The organism is Inquilinus sp. OTU3971, from assembly GCF_038440215.1.
This window is the reverse complement of sequence record NZ_JASATH010000024.1, coordinates 15569-38092: the sequence shown is the minus strand read 5'-3', so window position 1 is coordinate 38092 and position 22524 is coordinate 15569. Positions and strand designations below refer to the sequence as shown.

The window sequence follows — 22524 nt, the reverse complement described above, 5'->3', positions numbered from 1 at the left end:
AGCCTTTGCGCCGCGTCAGGGCGCGATCTGCAGATGCAGATGGTCGTCGTGCCGGGCGGCGCGGCAGCCCTGGAAGCGCAGCAACGGCGAGGACAGGCCGAGCCGGCGAACCAGATGCGGCTCCAGCAGGATCTTCTCCAGCCCGAAGCGCGGTCCCTCGGCCAGCAGCCAGGCCAGGGCCGCCCGGGTCCGCTCCGGCTCCAGCGGCCGATCGGGATACAGCCCCTGCAGCAGGGTCATGTTCCAGCGCAGCGTCAGCCAGCGCGGCTCGGTGCAGGGCTGCGGGTCGTCCGGTCCCGGCTGCTCGAAGGCCCAGTAGCCGATCGGCGACCGCAGCGACCCCGGCCGATAGGCGCCGCCGGTATCGGCATAGAAGAAGGCGAGGTCCAGCTTGCGGCCGTCGTCATGCGACAGGTGCGGCACCAGCGGCATGCCGTCGAGGAATGGGAAATTCGCATCCAGATACAGCGTGACCGTGCCGGGATGGGCCTGGTCCATGGCCGCGGCAAGGGCGTCGAGCAGCGGCACCACCCGCGGGTCGACATAGTTCCGGTTCAGCAGGCAGTACAGCGGGCTGCCGGCGGCGACCGGGCGGCCGGGCTCGGCCCGGCAGGGCAGGGGCACCCGCCCGGCCAGCGCCGCCAGGGGCGGAATGATGACTAGGGTCGCGGCGGAATAGCGGACGACGAAGAGTGCGAGGATCGCGAGCCCGCCCCGCCGGGCCGTCAGCGGCAATGCGCGGCCCAGCAGCCAGGCGAGGATCAGCACCGCGCCGCCGACCTGGGTCAGGATCGTCAGGACCAGGACTGCCAGCAGGAAGGCCAGGCGCCGCATCTGATGCCCTCGCGACTCGGGTGGCGACAATGCCAGCCTAGCGAGTCGTGCGGCGAAGATCGCCGCCGGCTTCCGGTGCCGGGCGGCATCCTCTAGGGTTCCATCGACCTCGCAGAAGGACCGCACCGATGGCCGACACCATCACCTATCTGACCACCACCCGCTTCGGGGAGGGCGCGGTCGAGCTGCTGCCGCAGGAGCTGGCCGAGCTCGGCATCCGCAAGCCGCTCCTGGTCACCGACCCGGGCGTCGCCCGGCTGCCACTGCTCGACCGGGTGCGCCGGATGCTGCCCGCGGAGCACGCGCTGTTCACCGAGACGCCGGGCAACCCGACCGAGGCGGCGGTCGACAAGGCCTTCGAAGCCTTCCAGCATGCCGCCTGTGACGGGCTGGTCGCGCTCGGCGGCGGCTCGGCCATGGACCTGGCCAAGGCGGTGGCCCTGCGCGCCACCCATGCCGGGCAGCTGGCCGAATACGCGCTGATCGAGGGTGGCGCCGGCCGCATCGGCCCGGTGGCGCCGCTGATCGCGGTGCCGACCACCGCCGGCACCGGCAGCGAGGTCGGCCGCGCCGCCTTGATCACCCTGCGCGACGGCCGCAAGCTGGCGCTGATCAGCGGTCATCTGATCCCGGGCCGCGCCATCTGCGATCCCGAGCTGACGCTCGGCCTGCCGCCGCTCCTGACCGCCGCGACCGGCATGGACGCGCTGACCCATTGCATCGAGACCTTCCTGTCGCCGCGCATCAACCCGCCGGCGGATGCCATCGCGCTGGATGGCGCCGGCCGGGCCATGCGCTTCCTGCCGCGGGCGGTGGCCGAGGGCGGCGACCGCGAGGCGAGAGCCGAGATGATGATGGCGGCGCTGGAGGGCGGCCTGACCTTCCAGAAGGGGCTGGGCGCGGTGCACGGCCTGTCGCATGCGCTGGGCGCGATCCCCGACCCGGTGCTGCATCACGGCACGCTGAACGCCGTGATCCTGCCGGCGGTACTGCGCTTCAATGCCCCGGCGGCGGCCGCGAAATATCCCCGGCTGGCCCGCGCCATGGGGCTGGCGGAGGAGGCCGACCTCGCCGCCGCGATCGAGCACCTGAACGCCCGGCTCGGCCTGCCGAGGAGCCTGCGCGAGATGGGCGTCACCGAGGCGCATCGCGACCGCGCGGTCGCCGGCGCCGTGGCCGACCACTCCACCGCCAGCAACGCCCGGCCGGTGTCTCGGGCCGATTACGAGGCCTTGTTCGACGCCGCGCTCGGGTGATGCCGGGGCGCGTTGCGCTTACAAGATAGGCAAACTCCAGCGGCGCTTACACGTCGGGCAAAATTTTTCAAGGGGGTGGGAACCTCCCCCCTGGCAAGGGGTTCTAGGGGTGCACGTCCGCATCGTGCATGAACCTCCCTGTTCAACTCGGGCCGGCCATCGGGTCGGCCCTTTTTCTTGTGCGCCATACACCCCAATCGGGGCGTAGATCCGGCCCGCTCGGCCTGTTACCCAGGAGGCGGGGCTAAGCTCCGGCGTTACGGCGAGGGTGGAATGGCGCGCGCGAGGCTGCGGGATCTGGGGCTGTCGATCGGCACGCTGCCGCCCGGTCCGAAGAACGGCATCACCGATGTGCCCGGGGTGCTGGTCGGCCAGGTCACCCTGGTCGAGGAGGCGCCGCACATCATCCGCACCGGCATCACCGCGATCGTGCCGCAGGACGGCGAGATCTGGCGCCGCAACCTGTTCGCCGCCGGCCATGTGCTGAACGGCAACAGCGAGGTCACCGGCCTGACCTGGATCAACGAGTTCGGCCTGCTCTGCGGCCCGCTGTCCCTGACCGGGACCTTCTCGATCGGCGCCGTGCACGAGGGCATGGTCGACGCCGAGGTGACGCTGGCCACCGGCGCCGACTTCAAGATGCCGGTGGTGTCCGAGACCTATGACGGCTGGCTGTCCGAGAGCGAGCATTTCGCGGTGCGGCCGCATCACGCGCTGGAGGCGCTGCGCCGCGCCACCGCCGACCCGGTGGCGGAGGGCTGCGCCGGCGGCGGCACCGGCACCAACGCGCATGAGTTCAAGGCCGGCACCGGCACCGCCTCCCGCATCGTCGCCCAGGGCGGCGACAGCTGGACCGTCGGCATCCTGGTGCAGACCAATTACGGCGATCGCGACCGGCTGCTGCTCGACGGCGTGCCGGTCGGACGCGAGATCCCGGTCACCGACGTGCCCAGCTGCTTCGCCCAGCGCCGGGTCGAGGGCTCGATCCTTGTGGTGGTCGCCACCGACGCGCCCTTGTTCCCGCACCAGCTCAAGCGGCTGGCCCAGCGGGCCGGGCTGGGCCTGGCCCGCTGCGGCGGCCTCGGCTGGCCGGGCAGCGGCGACGTCTTCATCGCCTTCTCCACCGGCAATGATCTCGGCCAGGCCACCGACACCAGCCGGGCGCTGCCCTTCGACAACCTGCGCATGCTGCCGGATTTCGCGCTGCAGCCGCTGATGGCGGCGGTGGTCGAGGCGACGGAGGAGGCGATCTGGAACTCGCTCTGCGCCGCCGAGACCACCAAGGGCCGCCAGGGCCGGGTCAGCCACGCTTTGCCGGTCGAGCGGCTGCCCGAGATCATGCGCCGCTACGGACGCACTTGACGGCGCCGGCGCCCGGGATTCTTGTGTCGGCATCGACCGCCGCCAGACGGAGCCCCATGCGCCGCCTCCTTGCTGCCCTCCTCCTCGCCGCGGCCTTGCCGTTGGCTGCCCACGCCGCCGGCAGCGGCCAGCCGGTGCCGCGATTCGTCTCGCTGCGGTCGGACGAGGTGAACCTCCGCACCGGGCCGGGCGAGCGGTATCCGGTCGAATGGGTGGTCAGCAAGAAGGGCCTGCCGGTCGAGGTGATCGCCGAGTTCGACACCTGGCGCCGGGTGCGCGACTGGGAGGGGATCGAGGGCTGGGTCCACCAGGCCCTGCTGACCCGCCGGCGCAGCCTGGTGATCACCGGCAAGGAGGACCAGCCGATCTACAACGAGCCCAGTGAGGGCTCCGGCCTGATGGCGAAGGCTGAGCCGGGGGTGATCGGCTCGCTGCTGCGCTGCCCGGGTGACGGGGCGCAGGCCGACTGGTGCTATGTCGACCTCAAGGGCTATCGCGGCTGGATGCGCCGCGCCTCCTTCTGGGGAGCGTATCCGGGCGAGAAGGTGGAGTAGGGCGGCGTTCGCCTTTAGGCCGGACGGGGACTTCTGTTTTTTTTGGCCCGATTCCGACGTTGCCCCAGGGCGGGCGAACGTCCACTTGCGGCGCGAAGCGCGTGTTGGCTAGCCGTCAGCCCGATGTGCGGTGATGATCCATGCCCGCGAGTCAAAAAGCACGCCGTCCGCGGTCAAGTGCGTTTCGAGCAGATCGCGCAACCGCCGGAGCACCGCATCGGTCTCCAGACCCGGCCGGGCCAGCGGATCCTTGACCATGTACAAGCCCATCAAGGCCTCATAGGCCGCGTCGACGTCCGGACCATAGAAGACGGGTTCATGTACCTCGACAAAGTCGACCGAGGCGAAGCCGGATGCATTCAAGATTTTCGTCGTGACGGTAGGGTCACCCAGTGAAAACGCGGGGGCAGTTGTCGCCGACATCGCAGTCCCCGGTGCAAGTGCCTGCTGAATGGCAGTCGACCACTCGTTGCGGTCCTGGCCCTGCCACACCATCCACACCAGACGCGCCCCAGGCCGCATCGCCCGGCCGATATTGGCGAAGGCCGCTGCCGGATCGGCAAAGAACATCGCTCCAAATCGGCTGATGCAGAGATCGAAACCGGCAGCGGGAAACACCTGCAGTTGTGCGTCGCCCTGCTCAAAAACGACGTTTCGCAATCCCTCTTCTGCGCTGCGCCGGCGGGCGATCTCGAGCATCTGTGCCGACACGTCCATGCCAAGCACGCTGCCTTCCACCGCGATGCGGGCAGCATCGCGAGTGGATTGTCCCGCACCGCATCCGATATCGAGCACGCGATCGCGCGTTCCAGCCTTGACGGCAGATCGAAAGATCTCGTTGTGTCGGCGCAGTTCGGCATCGTAAAAGTCGGCGCAATTCAACGCCATTGCACACCTATCCTGGTCAACGAGTTCTTGGCATGACTTCCGGTGCTCAAAGTGTCTGATGCTACATCTTCATCGGGCGTCCGTCACCGGCTGCTTCGGCCGCCTCCATCCAAGCCATCCTCAGCATTTGCAGCACCGAAATTTCACCCTTGGGGCAACGCCGAGATATAGCGAAGGGCGACGGGGCCGCCCAGGCCGGCTGGCGCGATGTCGACGTCAGGCCGGCCAGGCCGCCTCGCGGCAGCGCAGGATCGCGTCGCGCAACGCTGCGACGCCCGGTCCCTGGCCGAGGATGGCGCGGGACACCGATGGCAGGACCCGCCCGCTCGCGGACCGGAACTTCGCTCCCATCTCCGCCATCTCCGCGCCCTGCGCGCCGATGCCGGGCGCCAGGATCAGGGATTGCGGCAGGCGGTCGAGGATGGCGGCCGGGTCGGTCGTCGCGCCGACCACGGCGCCCAGCGCGCCGATGCCGGGGCCTTGGGCCGCGTTGAAGACGCTGATCTCGTCGGCCAGGGCCTCCGACACGGTGCGGCCGTCGGGATGCCGGGCCTGCTGCAGCGCCCGCCCCTCCGAATTCGAGGGCTGCACCACGACGAACACGGCCGTCCCCGTCGCCACCGCGCGGTCGAACACAGGGCGCAGCGCGTCGAACCCCAGATAGGCGCTGACCGTCACGGCGTCGCCGCCGAAGCCGGATCCGGGCCCAAGCATGGCGGCCGCATAGCCTGCCATGGTCCCGGCCATGTCGCCGCGCTTGGCGTCGATCAGGCACAGCGCCCCCTGGCTCCGGATCTGCGCGACCGCTGCGGCGAGCTCGGCCATGCCCGCCGCCCCGAAGCGCTCGAAGAAGCCGGCCTGCGGCTTGATCACGGCGACCAGCTCGCCCGCCGCCTCCAGCACCGTCCGGCAGAACAGGCGCAGGCCGGCGATGTCATCGGCCAGCCCCCAGCGCCGGAACAGCTCCTCCGACGGGTCGAGGCCGAGACAGAGCGGCGACCGGCGGGCGGAGAGATCGGCGAAACGCTCGGCGAAACTGGCCATGGCAGGGCTCCTGGTTGGATCACTCCTGCTTGATCGGGCCTTGGCCTCCGCCGGGCAATCGACTAAACCGGTCGTTGATGTGAGCTGGAGTCACAGGGTGAGGCGTCGGCTACCTTCGCTGAAGAGCCTGCAGGCCTTCGAGGCCTTCGCCCGGGCCGGGTCCATGGTGCGCGCGGCCGACGAACTCTGCGTCACCCACGGCGCCGTCAGCCGCCAGATCAAGGCGCTGGAACAGCAGCTCGGCGCGAAGCTCCTGGCTGGGCCGCGGCACGATCTCGCCCTCACCCCGGCGGGGCGGGAGCTCGCCGCCAGCCTTGCCGCAGCGTTCGACCGGATCGCGGCGGGGCTGCCCGGGGCCGGGGCGGGGGCGGAGCTCGTCGTCTCCTCGCCGGGCACCTTCGCCATGAAATGGCTGATCCCGCGTCTCGCCGGCTTCATCGATGCCAATCCGGGCATCCAGGTCCGGATCCTCGAGGACGGCGGGACGGCAAGCTTCGGCCATGGCGGCGTCCAGGCCGCGATCCGGCTGCACCGAGGGGCGGCGCCGCCCGGCGCGACGGCGACGCCCTTCCTCGATCACGCCTACGGTCCGGTGCTGTCTCCCGCCCTGTCCGGCGCGGCGGACCGCGAGGCGGCCCTGCTCCTGCCCAGGCTCCACAGCGAGACCTTCGCAGACGGGTGGGCCCGATGGGCCGCGGATGCGGGCGTCGAGCTGCCCTCGCCATCGGCCGAACGGTCGTTCGAGCACAATTCCTACATGATCGAGGCGGCGGCCGCCGGCCTGGGGGTCGCGGTCACCGCCTGGGCCTTCGCGCAGACCGACATCGAGACCGGCCGGCTGATCGCGCCCTGGGGCTTCAGGCCCCTGGCGACCCGCTTCACCTGCCTGAGGCTCGCGATCGCGAGCCATCCCGCGGCGGAGCGCTTCGCCCTCTGGCTGGCGGTGGAAGGCCGCCGGGCCAAGCGGCCTCCGGCTGCATGAAAAAGCCCCGCCGAAGCGGGGCTTTCCGTCAGGATCGCAGCGGGATCAGAGGTTGCTCTCGACCCAGTCCTGCAGGCTCTTCTTCGGCACGGCGCCGATCTTGGTGGCGGCGACCTGGCCATCCTTGAACAGCATCAGGGTCGGGATGCCGCGCACGCCGTATTTCGGCGGCGTCATCGGGTTCTCGTCGATGTTCAGCTTGACCACGCTGACCTTGCCGCCCAGCTCGGCGGAGATCTCCTCCAGCGAGGGGCCGATCATCTTGCAGGGGCCGCACCATTCGGCCCAGAAGTCCACCAGGACGGGACCCGAGGCCTTCAGGACGTCGGTTTCGAAGCTGTTATCCGAGACGGGCTTCGTGCTCATGGAAATTCCTTGCCTTAGGGGCGGGGACGCCACCTCACCACGTGGAGATAGGGTAGGGACGAGAACGGAACAAGGTCAAGCCGATGCGCCGGGGGCATGCCGGTCCAGCGTCCCGGGCGGGAGTTCCATCAGCCTCGGACCCTCGGTCCACAACAGCGCGCAGCGCACTGTCCGGCCGGGATAAACCAGCCGCAGCGCGGCGCGATAGGCGGCCATCTGGGCCAGGTAGGTGCGCGGCACCGACTCGATGCTGGCCGGCGGCGGCCGGTTGGTCTTGTAGTCGACCACCAGCACCGACTCGGGCGTCACCACCAGCCGGTCGATCTGGCCGGACAAGGCGCGGCCCTCGACCAGGCCGACCACGGGCACCTCGGCCCGGCTGCCGGGGCCGAACAGCGCCTCGAAGCCGGGCTGGCCCAGCACCGCCAGGGTGGTGGCCACGATCTCCGCCTGCTCGGCCTCGTCGCGGCCGTGCTGCGGCCGGGCCAGGTAGCGCCGCGCCGCCGCCTCGCGCGCCTCGGGCGGCAGGTCGGGCAGCGCCTGCAGCAAGGCGTGGATCAGGGCGCCGCGACGGAACCGGCCCTGGTCGGTGCCGTCCAGCGGCGACCGGGCCGGCGGCTCGGCTTCCGGCCGTGACGGGGTCAGCGGCCGGGTCGGGTCCGGCTCCGGCGGCGGCGGACGGTGCAGCCAGTCCGGCGCCGGCGCGTCGGCCGCAGCGGGCGGCGCGGTGGCTTCGGGCCCGGCAGGGCGATCGGCCTGCGGCCGGTGCAGGCGCAGGCCTTCGCCTTCGACGCCGTCGATCGCCACCGTCGCTGCCTCGGCCAGGGTCGCCAGCCCGTCGCGGACCAGATGGTACCAGCAGCCATCGGCGGGCTTGCCGCGCTCTGTGGCGTAGTGGCCGCACAGATACAGCCGGTCCTCGGCCCGGGTCAGGGCGACGTAGAGCAGGCGGCGGTATTCCTGGTCGCGGCGGCGGTCGGCGCGCTCCATCGCCTCGCGATAGACCGGCGGCCGGCTCGCCGCTCGCGGCGCCCATAGCGGCACCGGCAGGGCCCCCCCTGTCGAATCCGGCTCCGGCCACAGGATCTTCTCGCCGGCCCGGGCGCCGCCGCGCGGCATGCCGACCAAGTCGGGCAGGATCACGATCGGCGCCTGCAGGCCCTTGGAGCCATGCACGGTCATGATCCGCACCTGGCCGTCGCCCTGTTCCTGCTCTCGCTTGACCTCGGTCTCGCCGGTCTCCAGCCAGTGCAGGAAGCGCTGCAGCGACGGCGGCAGCTGCCGCTCGAAGCCCAGCGCCAGCGACAACAGCTCGTCCAGCGGGTCCTCCGCCTCCGGCCCCAGCCGGCCCAGCATGGCGCGGCGGCCGGAGATCGGATCGCCCGGGCAGGGTTGGGCCAGCACGCCGGAAAGCAGCTCGAACGGTGCCTGGAAGTCGACCCGGTTCAGGATCTCGGCCAGCCAGTTCCGCGCCGTCCTCACCGCCGGGTCGGCCGACGCCGCCATCGCGGCCCACAGCGTGCCGGGCCGGCCATGGGCCAGGGCGAACAGCCGGTCGTCGTCGAAGCCGACCAGCGGGCCCTTCAGCAGCTCGGCCAGGGACAGATCGTCCTCCGGCAGCAGCAGGAAGCGGGCCAGCGCCATCAGGTCCATCACCGCCAGCTGCTCGGTCAGCACCATGCGGTCCATGCCGCCGACCGGGACATCGGCCGCCTTCAGGGCGCGCATCAGCTCGACGAAGAAGCGGTTGCGGGTGCGCACCAGGATCAGCACGTCGCCGGGCCGGATCGGCCGGCCCTTCGACTCCAGGATGGTGCCCTCGCGCAGCCAGCCAGCGATGCGGGCCGCGATCAGCCGGGCCAGCCGGGCGCCGGGGTCGCTGATGCCGCGCTGCTCGGTCGGCGGCTCCCAGGCCGGCGGCTCGTCGCTCTCGCTCGGGCCTAGCAGCGGCCACAGCTCGACCAGCCCGCCATGCAGGCGCCGGCGCTCCGACACGAAATGGCGCGGCGGCTCAGGCGCCACCCCGTCCAGCGCCGGGTCGCGGGCGAACACGGCGTCGACCAGCTCCAGCACGGCGGAGACGGAGCGGAACGACGTCTCCAGCGGAATGGTCCGGAACGGCCGCTCGGCCTCGCGGCTGCGGCGGTCGAACAGGCCGTGCACGCGGCTGAACTCGGCCGGGTCGGCGCCCTGGAAGCTGAAGATCGACTGCTTCTCGTCGCCGACCACGAAGACGGTGCGGTCGACATCGCTGCGGGCGCCCAGCCCGGCGAAGAATTCCCCGGTCAGGGCCTCGACCACGCGCCACTGCTCCGGGCTGGTGTCCTGCGCCTCGTCGATCAGCACGTGATCGATGCCGCCATCCAGCTTGAACAGCACCCAGGCCGATTTGCCCGGCCGCTCCAGCAGGTCGCCCGCCTGCAGAATCAGGTCGTCGTAGTCCAGCAGGGCACGGCGCGCCTTCTCGGTCCGGTAGCGCTCGATCAGCGCCGCGCCCAGGGCCAGCAGCGCTGCGGTTGCGTCGGCGGTCTCGGCGGCGCGCAGCCGCTCGGTCAGGGCCAGGATGCGCTCGGCCTCGGCCTGCAGCGCGTCGAGCACGCCGGGGACGGCCGCGATGGCCTTGGTCGCGAGCGTCTTGAAGATGGTGCCCTTGTCGGTCAGGAAGCCGCGCAGGTACTCGCCCCACCGGCCGGTCCGGCCCGCCGGATCCTCCAGCCAGTTGGCGATGGCGGTGCCGCGGTCCTGGTCGCTCTTCTTGTCGCTGTCCAGCAGGGCGTAGGCGGCGGTGCGCAGGGCGGCGCAATCGACGGCCGAATCGGCGCAGGCGTCGCGCAGCAGGCTGTCGGCCGTGGCGCCCTCGGGCAGGTCCAGCAGGCGGCGGATCTCCGCGACCACGGCGTCCAGCCCGCCATGCTCGTCCAGCAGGCGGGTCAGCTGGCCGCGCTCCGCCACCAGGGCGCGCACGATCTCGCCGAACTCATCGGCGCCGACCGCGGCCGCCACCCGCTCCACCGCCCAGCCCAGCCCGTCATCCGCCAGCACCTGGCGGCGCACCCGCTCCAGCATCTCGGCGGCGCTGCGGTCGTCGATCAGCTCGAATTGCGGCGGCAGCCCGGCCTCGACCGGGAAGCGGCGCAGCAGCGACTGGCAGAAGCTGTGCACGGTCTGGATCCGCATCCCGCCGGGCACGTCCAGCACCCGGGCGAACAGCCGCCGCGCCTCGGTCTGCACCGCGGTGGCGGGCGGCGCGCCCATCAGGTCGGCCAGGGCCAGTTGGAGCCTGTCGTCCGGCATCGTCGCCCATCGTGCCAACGTGGCGGCGATGCGGTTCGCCATCTCGGCCGCGGCGGCGCGGGTGAAGGTGATGCACAGGATGCGGTCGGGCGCGGTGCCGGCCAGCATCAGCCGCAGCACCCGGTCGGTCAGCACCTTGGTCTTGCCGGTCCCGGCCGAGGCGCCGACCCAGACGGAGTGCGCGGGGTCGGAGGCCTCGCGCTGCGTCGCGGTCGGGTCGGGACGGATCAGGCTCATGGCGCGACCTCGGGGCCGGAGCTTCGGCGCGAACCCCCTCCCCCAACCCCCTCCCGCAAGGGGAGGGGGGGCAAAATTGTGATGGGTCCCAGCCTGTGGCCAGTGAGCACAACCGAGTCCCCCCTCCCCCTGCGGGAGGGGGGTAGGGGGAGGGGGGGGCCAACGCCCGAGCCGAACCCTCCAATCCTCATTCCTCGCCGCCCCCTGCCGACCATTCCTTGACCCGCGCCAGATGGGCGTAGTCGGAGAAGCGCGGCGCCAGGCCGCGCGGCTGCGACAGGTAAGGCGTCTCCGGCAGGTCGAAGCGGGCGACCAGCCCGTGCAGCCCGGCCAGCGCCTGCTCCGCCAGGGCGGCGATATCGCTCTCGGCCGGCGGCTTCACCGGCTTGATCTCTCCGGCCGTGGCGGCGCCGGACAGGCGCCAATGCTCCAGCCCGGCCACCGGCACGCCCTGGGGCACGCCGGGGAAGCCGCCGTCGCGGATCATCATCGCCTCCAGCGGCAGCTGCGGCTGGTGCCCGGCCAGGATCTGCGGGTTGCTCGGCACGATGCCGGTCTTGTAGTCGACCACCACCAGCCCGTCCGGGCCCTGATCGATGCGGTCGGCGATGCCGGACAGGGCGAAGGGGCCGGCCGGGGCGGTCAGCGTCACCAGCCCCTTCTGCTCGGTCAGGATCGCCCGCCGGCCGGCCGCGCGCAGCCGCGCCTCCGTCTCGACGAACCAGGCGGCGATGCGGGCGAAGCGGGGCCACCAGAAGGTGCGGATATCCGGCCCCGGCGGCAGCTTCGCGAACTCCGCCCGGCCCAGCGCCAGCAGCCGGTCCAGCGCATCCGGCGGCAGCGTCTCCGGATAGGCCTGCAGGAAGGCGGCCAGGGCGTCGTGGATCGCGGTGCCACGCTCGGCCGCCCCCGGCTCGGCCTCGATCGGGTCCAGCCGTTCCAGCCCCAGCACCATCCGGGCGTAGATGGCGTAGGGGTCCTGCATCCAGACCGAGATCTGGGTGACCGACAGGCGTCGTGGCCGGGCGGCGACCGGCGGCCGGGGCTTGGGCGGCGCCACCGGCCGCACCGCCTCCGGCTGGTCGATGTGTCGGGCGAGGGCGCGCCAGTCGCGCTGCGGCGGCGCCAGGGCCAGGCCGGCGCCGTCCAGCACCGCCTGCAGCCGCAGCAGCCAGCGCGACGGCACGGTCGGCGTGCCCTCAACCTTCTCGGCCCGGGTCAGGAAGACTTCGGTGCCGGCGGCGGCCTGGGCGAAATCGTTGGCGGCCAGGCCGATGCGCCGCTCCGGCGCCGGCAGGCCGAACTCCCGCCGCATCGGCCGAGACAGCCAGGGGTCGGCGGCCGGCACGGACGGCCAGGTGCCCTCGTTCAGCCCGCCCAGCACGATGCGGTCGAACCGCGCCATCCGGCCTTCGACCGGGCCCAGGATGGCCAGCCGCGGGTGCCGGCCCCAGCGCGGCCGCACCACCGCCCCGTCCATCATCGCCTCGAACAGGCCGGGCCAGTCCGGACCGGGGATCGCCGGGAAGCCGTCGAAGCCGGTCAGCAGCTCTTCGGCCAGGGCTTGTGCCGCCTCGCCATCCTCGGCCCGCCACAGCCGGGCAGGGCCGGGCTCGGCGTCGGTCGCGGCCAGGGCCTCGGCGCATTCGATGTGCAGCCGCAGCAGCTCGGCCGGGGATTGGCCGTCGGCGCGAACCGCGTCGACGAAGGGACCGAGGATGTCGGCGACCTTGTCCAGCCACCGGCCCAGCGACGGCCCCGCGCCGCTGGCCGCCAGCGCCGCCTTCAGTCCGGCGAGGCCGGCCTCCGGCGCCGGGCCGCGCAGCACTTGGCGCTCCAGCCGGCGCAGCGCCTCGCGGAACAGGCCGATCGGCTCGCCGCCGGCCGCCAGCGGATGCTTCAGCAGGGCCAGCACCGACAGCGGCGAGGCATCGCGGAAGGCGACGTCGCCGACCAGCCGCAGATAGGCGCCGACCGGGGTGTCGGCCAGCGGCCGGCCGGCCGAATCGTCGACCGCAACCTGCCAGCGGGTCAGCTGTGCCGCCACCCGGCGGGCCAGGTCGCGGTCCGGCGTCACCAGCGCGGCGGTGCGGCCCGGCGTCTCCAGCACCTCGCGCAGCAGCAGGGCGATGACGCCCGCCTCCTCCTGCGCCGTGGCGCAGTCGATCCGGGACAGGCCGGCCAGCGCCGCGGCGTCCAGCCCGGCCGGGTTGCGCCAGGCATCGGTGGTGGCGGCGGGCCGCATCACCTCGCGCAGCAGCACGGTGCGGTCCGGTCCGCCCGGCGACGGGGCGGGCCAATCGGAGACATCGGCGCGGTCGACGCCCAGCCCCTCCAGCATCCGCTTCAGCGGCTGCTGCGGGTGGCCGTCGTCGAGCTGGTCCCAGCTCTCGCCATCCATGAAGCGGTCCAGCCCGGGCAGCACCAGGGCGCCCTGCGGCAGCGCCGCGACGACGCGCAGCAGCGCGATCTCGGCCGGGTTGGTGCCCAGCAGGCCGACCGCGATCACCGGGTCCGCCGGGGGCGCGGCCTGCCAGGCCTCGGCCTGGGCCCGGGTCAGCCGGGCGCGCCATTCGGCCGGGTCGAGCGCGTCGAGCTCGCGCAGCACCTCGGGCCAGGCGGTGGTGACGATGCCGAGGAACCTCAGCGTCTCCTGCCAGTGCTCGGCCAGCTCCGCCGGCACCAGCCCGTCCAGCCGGTCGAAGCCCAGCCCCTCGGCCTGCACCTCGTCGAGCAGCCGGGCCAGCGCCGCCGCCAGATGCATCGCCTGGTCGGCGCCGACCTCCTGGTCCTTCCGGGCCAGGACCAGCCGGGCCAGCAGGATCTGCCGTTGCCGCGGCGCGATCGCCGGCGGCAGTTCCAGCGCCTCGGCCACCGCCGGGGTCTCGCCGGCCGCCAGGCCCAGCGCGTCGGCATCGATGTCGCCGACCGGCAGCAGCCGGGGCAGCAGCAGCGGCCTGCCCTCGGCCGCGCGCAGGAAGGCGTCGCGCAAGGTGGTGCCGGCCCGCCGGTTCGGCAGCAGCACGGTCATGGCGCCCAAGGCCAGCGGATCGCCCGCGGCTTGGGCCAGCAGGCCGCGGGCCAGCGCGTCGGCCACGCCGCCGCCGGCCGGGATGGTGAACACCCGCGGGGTCATGCACCCTCGCGCAGGGCCCGGGCCAGGGCCGCGCCGCGGCCGCCCAGGCCGATGATGGTGGCGATGCGCCCGTCGCCCGGGCCGTGCGCCAGCTCGATCTTCAGCCGGTCGGCCGGGGCCAGCGGGCCCAGCCGGTCCGGCCATTCCACCAGGCAGATGCCCAGCCGCGCCTCGTCCCAGCCCAGCTCCAGCACCTCCTCCGGCGCCGCCAGCCGGTACAGGTCGAAATGCCACAGCAGGCCGGCCGGCAGGTCGTAGGACTGGACCAGGGTGAAGGTCGGGCTCGGCACCTCCAGCTCCGGCTCGTCCGCCGCAGCGCGGATCAGGGCGCGGGCCAGGAAGGACTTGCCGGCGCCCAGGTCGCCGGCGAGAAGGACGATGTCGCCGGGCCGCAGCAGCGCCGCCAGCCGCGCCGCCAGGGCTGCGGTCGCGGCTTCGTCGGGCAGGTCGAGGGTGAATCGGAACATCGGCCGATTGTTCGCACAGCCTGTCCGCTGCGTCACCCCCGTGCACCGCGGCGCGGAACCGGCTATCCCATGAGGGTCTCGATCACCGGAGGACAGCTATGCCGACCCCACACCGCACCGACGTCGCCATCATCGGGGCCGGCCCGGTCGGGCTGTTCGCGGTGTTCGAATGCGGCATGCTGAAGATGAAATGCCATGTCGTCGACGTGCTCGACGTCCAGGGCGGGCAATGCGCCGCCCTCTACCCGGAAAAGCCGATCTACGACATCCCGGGCCAGCCGCGGATCGAGGCGGCGGAGCTGATCGACCGGCTGGTGGCGCAGGCCGCACCCTTCGCCCCGGTCTACCATCTCGGCCAGCGGGTCGAGACCCTGGCGCGCCAGCCGGACGGCCGCTGGCTGGTCGGCACCAGCGCCGGCACGCAGATCGACGCCGCGGCGGTGATCGTCGCCGCCGGGGTCGGCGCCTTCGGCCCGAACCGGCCGCCGCTGGCCGGGATCGAGGCCTATGAGAACCGGTCGGTCTTCTACATGGTGACGCGGAAGGAGGCGCTGCGCGGCAAGCGGGTGGTGGTGGCCGGCGGCGGCGACAGCGCGCTGGACTGGTCGATCCTCTTGGCCGACATCGCCGCCAAGGTCTTGGTGGTGCACCGGCGCGACAAGTTCCGCGGTGCCCCCGACAGCGTCGCCAAGCTGCACGCTTTGGCCGAGGCGGGAAAGATCGAGCTGGTGACGCCCTACCAGCTGCACGGGCTGGAGGGGGCGGGCGGCCAGCTCTCCGCCGTCACGGTGGCGACGCTGGACGGCGAGGTGCGGCGGCTGGAGGCCGATGTGCTGCTGCCGTTCTTCGGCCTGTCGATGAATCTCGGGCCGATCGCCGATTGGGGCCTGGCGCTGGACAAGCACCATATCGCCATCGACCAGGCGACGGCGGCGACCAGCGCGCCCGGCATCTTCGCCGTCGGCGACATCGCCACCTACCCGCACAAGCTGAAGCTGATCCTGACCGGCTTCGCCGAGGCAGCCTCGGCCGCCCATGCGATCCATCCGCTCGCCCATCCGGGCGAGGTGCTGCATTTCGAATACTCGACCACCTCGGGCGTGCCGTCAGCCTAACAGCTCCGCCGCGATCGGGTACAGCGAGGCGACCAGCAGCAGGGCCATGCCGAGGTTGAAGGCGCGGACGGCGGCCGGGGCGTGCAGCACCCGACGCAGCGCCGTGCCGAACAGGGCCCAGCAGCCGACGCTGGGCAGGTTAACCAGACCGAAGACCACGGTGACGATCGCCAGGTTGCCCAGGAACCCCGCCTGCGGCGTGTAGGTGGCGATGGCGCCCACCGCCATCACCCAGGCCTTGGGGTTGATCCACTGGAATGCCGCGGCCTCCAGGAAGGTCATCGGGCGCCCGGCCTCGCCGCCGGCCGAGATCGGCCCGGACCGCGCGATCTTCCAGGCGAGATACAGCAGATAGGCGGCGCCGCCGTATTTCAGCAGCTCGTACAGCAGCGGCCAGGCGGCAAAGGCGGCGCCCAGCCCCAGCCCGACCGCGGCCACCATCACCGTGAAGCCGGCGGCGATGCCGACCATGTGCGGCACCGTGCGACGAAAACCGAAGCTGAGGCCGGAGGCGGTCAGCATGATGTTGTTCGGCCCCGGCGTGATCGAGGTGACGAAGGCGAACAGGACGAAGGAGGAGAGCAGCTCGGGCGTCATGGCCGCACAGTGGCGTGGCCACGAGGTCGATACAATCGGAACATTGTCCCGAACAATTCGGCGATGGAGCGGGATCAATCTCCGTGCTAGACTCATACGAACTGTCTGATCTAGACAATTCGTATGGAATGGATGTCGCGATACGACGCGGTCGCCGAAGCGATCGCCGCCTTGCTCGGCCCTGAGGCCGAGGTGGTGCTGCACGACCTCGCCACCGACCGGATCTTGCGGATCGTCAACCCGCTGTCGCGCCGCCAGGCCGGCGACCCGTCGCTGCTGGACCTGGAGGAGGGCGACCTGGCGCCCGGCCGCAGCGTGCTCGGCCCCTATGAGAAGGCCGGGTCGTCCGGCGACCGCATCCGCTCGGTCAGCGCCGTGCTGCCGGGCGACGACGGCCGCCCCGCCGGGCTGCTCTGCGTCAATCTCGGCCTCGGCCGGGTCGATGCCGCCGCCCGGCTGCTGGCCGGGCTGTTCCCGCCGCCGGCGCCGCGGCCGGAGCCGCTGTTCCGGCGCGACTGGCGCGAGGCGATCAACCTGATCCTGCGCGAACGACTCGCCGCCGCGGGCCTGTCCGCCGACCGGCTCGACCGTGGCGGGCGCATCGCGCTGGTCGCCGCGATCGACGCCGAAGGCCTGTTGGAGATGCGCCACGCCGCCGCCTATGTCGCGGCCCAGCTCGGCATCTCCCGCGCCACCCTGTATGCCGACCGGGCTGCGGCCCGGACCGCCTGAGGAGATCCCGATGTCGCTGCCCGAATTCGCGCTCGAAGCCTATTTCGCGCGCTGGGAGTTCACCGCCCGCCACAATCTCTGCGCCTCCGACATGCAGTCGCTGACGCTGACCGATCTCCTGGCCCTCGGCACGCCGCAGCAGCGCGAGGCCTGGGACCGGCTGTGGCTCGGCTACACCGAGACCGCCGGGGCGCCGACGCTGCGGGCCGCCATCGCCGGCATGTATGCCGGGCTCGAGGCCGACGACGTCGCGGTCACGGTCGGGGCGGGGGAGGCGATCTTCCAGTCGGTGCGGGCGCTGCTGGGCCCGGACGACCATGCGGTGACGCTGATCCCGAACTACCAGTCGCTCGAGGCCGTGGCCGCCGGCATCTGCGCCGTCACCGGCGTGCCGCTCGACCCCGCTCCGGAGTCGGATTGCGGCTGGTCGCTCGACCCGGAGCGGATCGCGGCGGCGCTGCGGCCGAACACCAAAGCCATCATCCTGAACGTGCCGCACAACCCGACCGGCTACCTGCCGCCGCAGCCGGTGTTCGACGCGATCATCGAGCTCGCCCGGTCGCGCGGGATCTGGATCCTGTCGGACGAGGTCTATCGCGGGCTGGAGCGGCGCGAGGATGAACGCCTGCCGCCGGCGGTCGAGCTGTATGAGCGCGCCCTGTCGGTCGGGGTGCTGTCCAAGACCTATGGCCTGCCGGGGCTTCGCCTCGGCTGGGTCGCCTGCCGCGACCGCGAGCTGTTGCGCCGGATCGTGCGGCAGAAGGACTACACCACCCTCTGCGCCCCGGCCCCGAGCGAGGCGCTGGGCGAGATCGCGATCGGCGCCCGCGAGCATCTGGTGGCCCGCAGCCGGGCCCTGGTTGCCGCCAACCTGCCGCTGCTCGACGCCTTCTTCGCCCGCCACGCCAACCGGTTCGAATGGCAGGTGCCCGCCGCCGGCTGCATCGCCTTCCCGCGCTATCTCGGGGCTGAGGGGGTGGACGCCTTCGCCGACGACCTGGTCGAACGCTCGGGCGTGCTGCTGCTGCCGGCTCGGGTCTACCGCTCCGCCCTCGGCCCGGTGCCGGGGGACCGGTTCCGCATCGGCTTCGGCCGTGCTGACATGCCGGAGGCCCTGGCGGCGCTGGAGGCGCATCTCTCCGCCTGACGGCCTGCGACGCGATGGCGGGGAGGCGCAGCACTGCCGCAGCGTGTAGGGTGCGGCCGGACCACCGGGAAGTGATCATGCTGCGCCGTCTCGCCTTCGCCCTTCTGCTGCTGCCGGCCGTGCCCGCGGCGGCGGCCGACCAGACCCTCGGCACCTTCCGCGGCACGGTCGCCGGCACCGGCGGCGAGACCGAGACCATCGAAGGCTTCGCGGCCGTGGTGAAGGACGACCGCGGCCGTTTCATCCTCGGCATGACCGCGACCGGCGAGGGGGTGATCCGCGCCCGCCAGATCCAGTTGCTGCTGCCGGCCGATGTCGCGCCGGGCGACCTCCCGGTCGGCAGCTACGATTCGGCCCGGCACGACAAGGACGGCAAGGCGGCCGGCGCGCTCTACCTCGCCATCGGCGCCGACGGGTCGCGGGTGCGCGACTGCCGGCTGGTGCCGCAGGGGATGGTGGAGATCTCCGCCGTCTCGCCCTTCGCCGGCACGCTGAACTTCACCTGCCGCGATTCGTCGGAGGCGACGCTGTCGCTGACCTTCGACGCGGTGCCGGTCGATCCGAACCAGGTGGTGCCGCCCGAGCCGGCGGCTGCCTCCGCCGGCCCGGGCCGGGTCAGCACCGAGGTCGGCGCGCCGGTCAACGCCACCATCACCGGCACCGGCTCGGCCAAGCGCCAGGCCGCCGGCAGCCGTCTGCTGCTGCTGTATCTGGAGCAGGAGCGCGACGTCCACGGCACCAAGCAGATGATGCCGGTCGGCGCCGTTGTGGTGGCGCTGCCGAAGGACACCACCCTCGGCGCGCACGACCTGAAGCCGTTCTCCCAGGCAGTGGCGGCCGACAAATCGGCGACCGATTACGGCGTCTCCTTCAGCCTGGAGGCTGGCGACGGCTCGATCGACGGCTGCGACCAGTCGGCGAGCGGCACCCTGACCCTGACGGGGCTGGACCCGCTCGCCGGCTCGGCCCGCTTCACCTGCGCCGACCAGAACGACCTGTCGGTCGAGAGCGACTTCGACGGCATCCCGACGACCGACTGACGATCGCCCGGCTAAAGCACGAAGTCGGCGGCCACCAGGGCGATGGCGCCGGTCAGCTGGATGTGGAAGTCGGAGATGCCGTCGCCGTTGACGTCGCCGGCGACGGTGGTGACGCCTCCGGCGACGGAATAGCGCAACTCTCCCGCGTCGCCGTTGTAGAGCGCGGTGCCGATGAAGGTGAAGGCCTGGTTGCCCGCCAGCGTCGTGTCGGCGTCGATCGCCGACAGGTCGATGCGGTCGCCCTGGGCATGGCTGAAATCGGTGATCCGATCGGCATTGGCGCCGACGACACTGTGGCTGGCCTGGGAGAAGGCGAAAGTGTCGGCCCCGCCGCCGCCGGTCAGGGTATCCTTGCCGGCCCAGCCGTTCAGCACATTGGCGACCGCATTGCCGATGATGATGTCGCCGACGGTGCTGCCGTTGACGTTCTCGATGCTGACATAGCTGTCGCCCTGGGCGTTGCCGCCGCTGCCGACGCCGGTGGCCAGGTTCACGGTCACGGCCACCTCGTTCTCGGTGTAGGTGACCGCGTCGACGCCGTTGCCGCCGTCGAGGACGTCCATGCCGGCCCCTCCGCGCAGCACGTCGTTGCCGTCGCCGCCGGACAGGAAATCGGCCCCGCCATTGCCGGTCAGGGTGTTGGCGCCGGAATTGCCGATCAGGGTGTCGGCGCCACTACCGCCGGTCCCGCTCAGGTTGAAGCCGCCGGTCAGGATCAGCCGCTCGACATATTGCGGCAGGGTGTAGGAGACGCTGGAATAGATCGTGTCGGTGCCGTCCATGGCCGAGTATTCGGTGACCGTGTCGCCGGCGTTGTCGACGATATAGGTGTCGTCGCCGAAATTGCCGATCAGGGAATCGGCGCCGGTGCCGCCGTCGAGATAGTCGTCGCCGCCGCCGCCATCGATGTAGTCGACCTCGGAGCCGCCATAGACGATATCGTCGCCAGCGCCGGCAGAGATGTAGTCGGCCCCGGCCAGGCCGAAATAGGTGTCGTTGCCGCTGTTGTCGCCCATAGGCGGCGGCAGACTGTCGTCGCCGCTGGTGCCTGTGAATATGGTCATGGTTGTCTCGCTGGTTAGGAATAACGTTTCAATATTTGGCAAGAGCCTGAAAGTATATCCGGCGGAAGGGCCGGGGTTTGTTTTAAATATGTTAAAACTGAGGATTCCGGCCGCCTGCCGTGCACAACGAAAAAGCCCCCGCCGGAGGGCGGGGGGCTGGTCTCTGGCGGCATCCGACGACCGACGGGCCGCCGGCAGCTACAGGACGAAATCACCCGCCACGAGACCGGAGATAAACCACATGGAGATGTGGAAATCGGAGATGCCGTCGCCGTTGACGTCGCCGGCAATGGTGTGATTGCCAGGGTAGACATGAGCATAGCGCAGTTCGCCGGCCTGGCCGGTGTAGAGGCCCGTGCCGATGAAGGTGAAGGCCTGATTCCCCGCCACCGTCGTGTCGGCGTCGATCTGCGACAGATCAATGAGATCGCCTTGGGCGCGGTCGAAATCGGTGATCGAGTCGGCGGCGCCGACGACGGTGTGGACAAGGGAGGAGAAGACGAAGCGGTCGGCCCCGCCGCCGCCAGTGAGCGTGTCCTTGCCGGCCCAGCCGTTCAACACATTGTCCCCCGAGTCGCCGTCGAGTTGATCGTTGCCGCTGCTGCCGTTGACGTTCTCGATGCTGGTGAAGGTCTCGCCTAGCGCGCCCCAGAGGCCGAGCCCGGTGGTGAGATTCACGTACACGCCCATGCCGCTCTCGGTGTAGGTGATGGCGTCGATGCCGTTGCCGCCGTCATAGGCATCCGGTCCGGCCCCTCCGCGCAGCACGTCGTTGCCGTCGCCGCCGGACAGCAAGTCGGCGCCGCCGTTGCCGGTCAGGGTGTTGGCGCCCGAATTGCCAACCAGGATGTCGGCGCCCTCGCCGCCGGTGGCGCTGGTGTTCCAACTGCCGGTCAGGATCAGGCGCTCGACATGTTGCGGCAGCGTGTAGGACACGGCGGAATAGATCGTGTCGGTGCCGTCCGAGGCCGAATATTCCGTGACCGTGTCGCCGTGCCAATCGACGATGTAGGTGTCGTCGCCGAAATTGCCGATCAGGGTATCGTCGCCGGTGCCGCCGCTGAGAAAATCATCGCCGCCGCCGCCGTCGATGACGTCGGCCTCGGAGCCGCCATAGACGATGTCGTTGCCGATGCCGGCAGAAATCTGGTCAGCCCCGGCCAGGCCATAGAATGTGTCATCGCCGCTGTTGTTCTGGCCGATCGGCGGCAGGATGTCGTCGCCGCTGGTGCCCGTGAATATGGTCATGACTGTCTCGCTGGCTGGAATGAGGGTTCAGTATTGGCGGGCCGCAGGGCTAGAGCGCGAAATCGGCGGCGGTCAGGCCGATGGTTCCGACCAGCCGGATGTAAAAGTCGGAGCTGCCGTTGCCGTCGACGTCGCCGGCGATGAGGGTGCCGCCGCCGCCGAAATCGTAGCGCAGTTCGCCGGCCTGGCCGGTGAAGGGACCGCTGCCGATCAGGATGAAGGCCTGATCCCCGGCAGCCTCGACGTTGGCATCGATCTGCAACAAGTCGATGACGTCGTGCTGGGCTTGGCTGAAATCGGTGATCCGGTCGGCAGCGGCGGTGGCCGCGGCAGCCGAGAAGACGAAGCGGTCGGCCCCGCCGCCGCCAGTCAACTGATCCTTGCCGAACCAGCCGTTCAGCACATTGTCCGCCGAGGTGCCGATGATGGTGTCGTCGCCGTTGCCGCCGTTGACGTTCTCGATGCTGCTGTAGCTGTCGCCCTGGGCGCCGAGGAAGCCGAACCCGGTGGCGAGATCCACGACCACGCCCACCCCGCTGGTCTCGGTGTAGGTGACGGCATCGATGCCGTTGCCGCCGTCGAGGATATCCGCGCCGGCCCCTCCCCGCAGCACGTCGTTGCCGTTGCCGCCGGACAGGAAATCGGCCCCGCCATTGCCGGTCAGTGTGTTGGCGCCGACATTGCCGATCAGGGTGTCGGCATTGCCGCCGCCGGTCGCGCTGGTGTTCCAACTGCCGATCAGGATCAGCCGCTCGACGAATTGCGGCAGGGTGTATGACACGCTGGACCTGACCGTATCGGCGCCCTCCGAGGCCGAAGACTCAGTGACCGTGTCGCCAGCGGCATCGACGGTATAGGTGTCGTCGCCGCCATTGCCGATCAGGGTGTCGGCGCCGGCGCCACCGCTCAGATCGTCATCGCCACCGCCGCCATAGATGATGTCGTCCTCGGATCCGCCCTCGACGGAGTCGTTGCCGGCTTCGCCTTGGATGATATCGGCCCCTGGACCGCCGTCGCAGACATCATTGCCCAAACCTCCATCGATTCGATCGTTCCCCTCCAGACCGACCATGACGTCGTTGCCGTCGTTGCTCTCGCCGCTCCCCGGCAGGATGTCGTCGAAGGGAGTTCCTGAGAAAGCAGCCATGATTACCTCGATTA

19 protein-coding genes are annotated in these 22524 nt (G+C 71.3%); 8 read left to right on the top strand and 11 right to left on the bottom strand.

All coding sequences use genetic code 11. The features are described from left to right. Positions 1 to 15 precede the first annotated feature (15 nt). Positions 16 to 834 (bottom strand): hypothetical protein, encoded by an 819-nt coding sequence (locus tag AAHM41_RS08730; RefSeq protein ID WP_342236142.1) that lies wholly within the window; start codon positions 832 to 834, stop codon positions 16 to 18. A 128-nt stretch (positions 835 to 962) separates the two neighbouring features. On the opposite strand from AAHM41_RS08730, the gene AAHM41_RS08725 reads away from it, so the two are divergent. From AAHM41_RS08725 to AAHM41_RS08715, 3 genes are all read left to right on the top strand, one after another. Next, positions 963 to 2090 carry an iron-containing alcohol dehydrogenase gene (locus AAHM41_RS08725; protein WP_342236141.1) on the top strand — a complete coding sequence of 376 codons (1128 nt, stop codon included), beginning with the start codon at positions 963 to 965 and terminating at the stop codon, positions 2088 to 2090. A 273-nt stretch (positions 2091 to 2363) separates the two neighbouring features. After that, the gene (locus AAHM41_RS08720) at positions 2364 to 3452 is read left to right on the top strand and encodes a DmpA family aminopeptidase (protein WP_342236140.1); all 1089 of its coding nucleotides are present in this window, start codon (positions 2364 to 2366) and stop codon (positions 3450 to 3452) included. A gap of 56 nt (positions 3453 to 3508) precedes the next feature. After that, the gene (locus AAHM41_RS08715; RefSeq protein WP_342236139.1) at positions 3509 to 4006 is read left to right on the top strand and encodes an SH3 domain-containing protein; all 498 of its coding nucleotides are present in this window, start codon (positions 3509 to 3511) and stop codon (positions 4004 to 4006) included. 108 nt (positions 4007 to 4114) lie between these two features. Here AAHM41_RS08715 and AAHM41_RS08710 read toward each other — a convergent pair whose 3' ends face one another. Further along, positions 4115 to 4894, bottom strand: a complete 780-nt coding sequence (locus AAHM41_RS08710; RefSeq protein ID WP_342236138.1) for a class I SAM-dependent methyltransferase — start codon at positions 4892 to 4894, stop codon at positions 4115 to 4117. 216 nt (positions 4895 to 5110) lie between these two features. Next, a complete protein-coding gene (gene pyrF, locus AAHM41_RS08705) occupies positions 5111 to 5938 on the bottom strand; it encodes an orotidine-5'-phosphate decarboxylase (protein ID WP_342236137.1) in 828 nt (275 codons plus the stop codon). A gap of 97 nt (positions 5939 to 6035) precedes the next feature. On the opposite strand from pyrF, the gene AAHM41_RS08700 reads away from it, so the two are divergent. Further along, positions 6036 to 6920 (top strand): LysR substrate-binding domain-containing protein, encoded by an 885-nt coding sequence (locus AAHM41_RS08700; RefSeq protein WP_342236136.1) that lies wholly within the window; start codon positions 6036 to 6038, stop codon positions 6918 to 6920. Between the two features lie 45 nt (positions 6921 to 6965). On the opposite strand, the gene trxA is transcribed toward AAHM41_RS08700, so the two are convergent. The 4 genes from trxA to tsaE form a co-directional block, all read right to left on the bottom strand. Further along, positions 6966 to 7286: a thioredoxin TrxA gene (gene trxA, locus AAHM41_RS08695; protein ID WP_342236135.1), complete on the bottom strand. Its 321-nt coding sequence runs from the start codon at positions 7284 to 7286 to the stop codon at positions 6966 to 6968. A 75-nt stretch (positions 7287 to 7361) separates the two neighbouring features. Beyond that, positions 7362 to 10817, bottom strand: a complete 3456-nt coding sequence (gene addA / locus AAHM41_RS08690; protein ID WP_342236134.1) for a double-strand break repair helicase AddA — start codon at positions 10815 to 10817, stop codon at positions 7362 to 7364. 187 nt (positions 10818 to 11004) lie between these two features. Continuing rightward, positions 11005 to 13953, bottom strand: coding sequence for a double-strand break repair protein AddB (gene addB / locus AAHM41_RS08685; RefSeq protein ID WP_342236133.1), 2949 nt, complete (start codon positions 13951 to 13953; stop codon positions 11005 to 11007). Beyond that, positions 13950 to 14420, bottom strand: a complete 471-nt coding sequence (gene tsaE, locus AAHM41_RS08680) for a tRNA (adenosine(37)-N6)-threonylcarbamoyltransferase complex ATPase subunit type 1 TsaE (protein WP_342236132.1) — start codon at positions 14418 to 14420, stop codon at positions 13950 to 13952. The genes addB and tsaE overlap by 4 nt, the downstream gene beginning before the upstream one ends. A gap of 98 nt (positions 14421 to 14518) precedes the next feature. Here tsaE and AAHM41_RS08675 point away from each other — a divergent pair, with 98 nt between their 5' ends. Next, positions 14519 to 15535, top strand: coding sequence for an NAD(P)/FAD-dependent oxidoreductase (locus tag AAHM41_RS08675; protein WP_342236131.1), 1017 nt, complete (start codon positions 14519 to 14521; stop codon positions 15533 to 15535). On the opposite strand, the gene AAHM41_RS08670 is transcribed toward AAHM41_RS08675, so the two are convergent. After that, entirely contained in the window at positions 15527 to 16132 is a 606-nt protein-coding gene (locus tag AAHM41_RS08670; protein WP_342236130.1) for a LysE family translocator, read from the bottom strand. The genes AAHM41_RS08675 and AAHM41_RS08670 overlap by 9 nt on opposite strands. Positions 16133 to 16264: 132 nt before the next feature. Here AAHM41_RS08670 and AAHM41_RS08665 point away from each other — a divergent pair, with 132 nt between their 5' ends. From AAHM41_RS08665 to AAHM41_RS08655, 3 genes are all read left to right on the top strand, one after another. Further along, complete coding sequence (locus AAHM41_RS08665) at positions 16265 to 16864, top strand: helix-turn-helix transcriptional regulator (RefSeq protein ID WP_342236129.1); 600 nt, start codon at positions 16265 to 16267, stop codon at positions 16862 to 16864. A 10-nt stretch (positions 16865 to 16874) separates the two neighbouring features. Then, entirely contained in the window at positions 16875 to 18011 is a 1137-nt protein-coding gene (locus AAHM41_RS08660; RefSeq protein WP_342236128.1) for an aminotransferase class I/II-fold pyridoxal phosphate-dependent enzyme, read from the top strand. A 77-nt stretch (positions 18012 to 18088) separates the two neighbouring features. Further along, positions 18089 to 19051, top strand: a complete 963-nt coding sequence (locus tag AAHM41_RS08655; RefSeq protein WP_342236127.1) for a hypothetical protein — start codon at positions 18089 to 18091, stop codon at positions 19049 to 19051. Positions 19052 to 19062: 11 nt separating this feature from the next. Here AAHM41_RS08655 and AAHM41_RS08650 read toward each other — a convergent pair whose 3' ends face one another. The 3 genes from AAHM41_RS08650 to AAHM41_RS08640 all read right to left on the bottom strand — a co-directional run bounded on the left by AAHM41_RS08650 (position 19063) and on the right by AAHM41_RS08640 (position 22510). After that, entirely contained in the window at positions 19063 to 20115 is a 1053-nt protein-coding gene (locus AAHM41_RS08650) for a calcium-binding protein (RefSeq protein WP_342236126.1), read from the bottom strand. Positions 20116 to 20313: 198 nt separating this feature from the next. Further along, positions 20314 to 21363, bottom strand: coding sequence for a calcium-binding protein (locus tag AAHM41_RS08645; RefSeq protein WP_342236125.1), 1050 nt, complete (start codon positions 21361 to 21363; stop codon positions 20314 to 20316). A 49-nt stretch (positions 21364 to 21412) separates the two neighbouring features. Continuing rightward, on the bottom strand, positions 21413 to 22510 hold the full coding sequence (locus tag AAHM41_RS08640; RefSeq protein WP_342236124.1) for a calcium-binding protein: 1098 nt from the start codon (positions 22508 to 22510) through the stop codon (positions 21413 to 21415). Between the last annotated feature and the right edge of the window lie 14 nt (positions 22511 to 22524).

Excerpts from the sequence above, each read along its gene's own strand:
- pyrF (WP_342236137.1), bottom strand. The coding sequence starts at position 5,938 with ATGGCCAGTTTCGCCGAGCGTTTCGCCGATCTCTCCGCCCGCCGGTCG.
- AAHM41_RS08725 (WP_342236141.1), top strand. The coding sequence starts at position 963 with ATGGCCGACACCATCACCTATCTGACCACCACCCGCTTCGGGGAGGGC.
- AAHM41_RS08720 (WP_342236140.1), top strand. The coding sequence starts at position 2,364 with ATGGCGCGCGCGAGGCTGCGGGATCTGGGGCTGTCGATCGGCACGCTG.
- trxA (WP_342236135.1), bottom strand. The coding sequence starts at position 7,286 with ATGAGCACGAAGCCCGTCTCGGATAACAGCTTCGAAACCGACGTCCTG.
- AAHM41_RS08715 (WP_342236139.1), top strand. The coding sequence starts at position 3,509 with ATGCGCCGCCTCCTTGCTGCCCTCCTCCTCGCCGCGGCCTTGCCGTTG.
- AAHM41_RS08650 (WP_342236126.1), bottom strand. The coding sequence starts at position 20,115 with ATGACCATATTCACAGGCACCAGCGGCGACGACAGTCTGCCGCCGCCT.
- AAHM41_RS08640 (WP_342236124.1), bottom strand. The coding sequence starts at position 22,510 with ATGGCTGCTTTCTCAGGAACTCCCTTCGACGACATCCTGCCGGGGAGC.
- AAHM41_RS08660 (WP_342236128.1), top strand. The coding sequence starts at position 16,875 with ATGTCGCTGCCCGAATTCGCGCTCGAAGCCTATTTCGCGCGCTGGGAG.
- AAHM41_RS08730 (WP_342236142.1), bottom strand. The coding sequence starts at position 834 with ATGCGGCGCCTGGCCTTCCTGCTGGCAGTCCTGGTCCTGACGATCCTG.
- addA (WP_342236134.1), bottom strand. The coding sequence starts at position 10,817 with ATGAGCCTGATCCGTCCCGACCCGACCGCGACGCAGCGCGAGGCCTCC.
- AAHM41_RS08655 (WP_342236127.1), top strand. The coding sequence starts at position 18,089 with ATGCTGCGCCGTCTCGCCTTCGCCCTTCTGCTGCTGCCGGCCGTGCCC.
- tsaE (WP_342236132.1), bottom strand. The coding sequence starts at position 14,420 with ATGTTCCGATTCACCCTCGACCTGCCCGACGAAGCCGCGACCGCAGCC.
- AAHM41_RS08665 (WP_342236129.1), top strand. The coding sequence starts at position 16,265 with ATGTCGCGATACGACGCGGTCGCCGAAGCGATCGCCGCCTTGCTCGGC.
- addB (WP_342236133.1), bottom strand. The coding sequence starts at position 13,953 with ATGACCCCGCGGGTGTTCACCATCCCGGCCGGCGGCGGCGTGGCCGAC.
- AAHM41_RS08675 (WP_342236131.1), top strand. The coding sequence starts at position 14,519 with ATGCCGACCCCACACCGCACCGACGTCGCCATCATCGGGGCCGGCCCG.
- AAHM41_RS08645 (WP_342236125.1), bottom strand. The coding sequence starts at position 21,363 with ATGACCATATTCACGGGCACCAGCGGCGACGACATCCTGCCGCCGATC.
- AAHM41_RS08710 (WP_342236138.1), bottom strand. The coding sequence starts at position 4,894 with ATGGCGTTGAATTGCGCCGACTTTTACGATGCCGAACTGCGCCGACAC.
- AAHM41_RS08670 (WP_342236130.1), bottom strand. The coding sequence starts at position 16,132 with ATGACGCCCGAGCTGCTCTCCTCCTTCGTCCTGTTCGCCTTCGTCACC.